We start from the raw sequence: 1,480 nt of genomic DNA, 5'->3' as shown, positions 1-1,480 counted from the left end.
CCTGCGGGTGGCCGACATATTCAAACGGCCGGTAGTGGCGGCCGGTCTGCTCGCCAAAAGCCTGCATCGCCTCACTCACATGGCCATAGGCGGCGTCATACCAGGGGTTGCTCGCCTCCCGGCACTGGAAGTAGGTGTCCGGGTTGGCGGCGGTGCCGCGAATGACCGGTTTGTCGGGGGTGAGCGCCCGGTCACGATGGGCACGGATGGCATCTGCCGGCAGCAGGGCTCGCAGGGTGTCGTCAGCGAGCGGCGCTATCTTGGCGATCTCGTGAGAGGTACGAAAGCCGTCGAAGAAGTGGATAAAGGGGAGGCGGCTGTTGAGGCTCGCTATCTGGGAGATCAGGGCGAAATCCTGCGCCTCCTGCACATTGCTGGCACAGAGCATGGCACAGCCGGTCTGGCGCACCGCCATCACGTCCGAGTGATCGCCAAAGATCGATAGCGCATGGGTCGCCACGGTGCGCGCCGCCACATGCAGCACGAAGGGGATGAGCTGACCCGCCAGCTTGTAGAGGTTGGGGATCATCAGCAGCAGCCCCTGCGACGAGGTAAACGAGGTCGCCAGCGCGCCGGTCTGCAGGGCGCCGTGGACGGCGGCAATGGCGCCCCCTTCCGACTGCATCTCGACAACCCGGGGCACATCCCCCCAGAGATTCTTGCCCCGCTCGCTCGACCAGGCCGACGACTGCTCGGCCATGGCCGAGCTGGGGGTGATGGGGTAGATGGCGATGACTTCGCTGGTGCGGTACGCCACCGAGGCGACTGCGTTATTCCCGTCTGTGGTGATCATCTGTTTTCCACTTTGCTATGCCAGTTTGAAGGCCGATAGTTGCATCGGCAATGGATAGGTCTCTGGCATAGTAAGAGGGGCAATGAGAGCGTATCAAACGGGATAAATAATCAATTAATAAGTCAGTAATAGTGGTTAATTTAATCCTGTCGCGTGGGGACGTGATTTTCTGCTGACAGCCGACGGGAGGTGGCTGACGGGCCATTGGTATGGCCCCTCAGCACGGGGTTAACCCTGATCCACTCGCAGCCAGATGGCGCACTGATAAGGGGCGAAGAGTGGCAGCGGTTCGCCTGGGTAATTGGCCAGCAGCAACCGCATCTCATCTGCCACCTTGTCGAAGTGGGGCATCGGCAAGGGGTTCGCCGTGAGATTGGCGAGCAGCAGCAGGGTGTGCCGCTCTCCGCTGGCCGGATCCTGCCAGTGGCGGCGATAGCTGATGCGCTCGGGATCATCCCCATCCAGCAGCTCGAAATTGCCGTGGCGAATGACCGGGTGGGCCTTGCGCAGGGCGATGAGCTGGCGATAGCAGTGAAACGGCGAGTCGGGGCGGGCCAGCTGCTCGGCGGCATTAATCTCGATGTGATTGGCGTTGAGGGCAATCCAGGGTGTGGTGGCGCTGAAACCGGCGCGGGGGCCGGCGTCCCACTGCATCGGGGTGCGGGCATTGTCGCGGCCGATGGCATC

The 1,480-nt window shown here is 62.6% G+C and carries 1 protein-coding gene and 1 pseudogene; both read right to left on the bottom strand.

Features of this window, described 5'->3' with window-relative positions; all coding sequences use genetic code 11:
• Positions 1-793 (bottom strand): annotated as a pseudogene (locus L972_RS20815) (pyruvate:ferredoxin (flavodoxin) oxidoreductase); the annotation flags it as partial.
• Between the two features lie 228 nt (positions 794-1,021).
• Positions 1,022-1,480: alpha-amylase family glycosyl hydrolase (locus L972_RS20810; RefSeq protein WP_047438221.1), on the bottom strand; the 459-nt coding region annotated here is incomplete at its 5' end.

The sequence above is a fragment of the Aeromonas sp. ZOR0001 genome (genome assembly GCF_000801015.1).
Taxonomy (GTDB): Bacteria; Pseudomonadota; Gammaproteobacteria; order Enterobacterales; family Aeromonadaceae; genus Aeromonas; species Aeromonas veronii.
Note: the sequence above shows the minus strand (reverse complement) of the source record. Positions and strands in the feature narration are given on the sequence as shown.